This is a genomic window from Neisseria sp. P0001.S005 (assembly GCF_051963715.1).
This window is the reverse complement of record NZ_JBQCTZ010000600.1, coordinates 1-455: the sequence shown is the minus strand read 5'-3', so window position 1 is coordinate 455 and position 455 is coordinate 1. Positions and strand designations below refer to the sequence as shown.

1 protein-coding gene is annotated in these 455 nt (G+C 43.7%); it reads right to left on the bottom strand.

The window, feature by feature from the left end:
* Positions 1–86: 86 nt before the first annotated feature.
* Positions 87–455, bottom strand: a 369-nt coding sequence (locus ACTHSP_RS21905) for a hypothetical protein (protein WP_440347000.1), incomplete at its 5' end; no start/stop codon positions are given.

Here is a 455-nt window from a genome sequence, read left to right as displayed (position 1 = left end):
TCAATTCTTATTACTATTTATTCAATATATGAAAGGCCGTCTGTTGTTCAGACGGCCTTGTATCTTTAGTTTAAATCTATATTGGTTTACTCAGCCTTTAAATCAGCCACGCACTGCTTATCGCGTGCCTCAAAAGCTTCCGCGCCACCCAAGAGTTTGAGTTGCTCCTCAGGGCTGATTTTGCCGAAGTTTCGGATTTGCTCGTCAGAGAGTTTGCTTAAGGGCTGATCCCACATGCAGACACAATAGTCTTGAGCCAATTTCTCGTTTTGCGGTTCCAAACCTTTTGCCTTTAAATCAGCTTGCCATTTTTCAGCAAAAGGAATGTTTTTTACACAAGACTCCACCACATTTTGTTTCATCTGCGGCTTGTTCATGGCGCATTGTGAGAGCAGGGCGGTCAGAGCCAGCAAAGACAAAATAATCCATGCCCAAATGCGGATGGTGCGGATTTT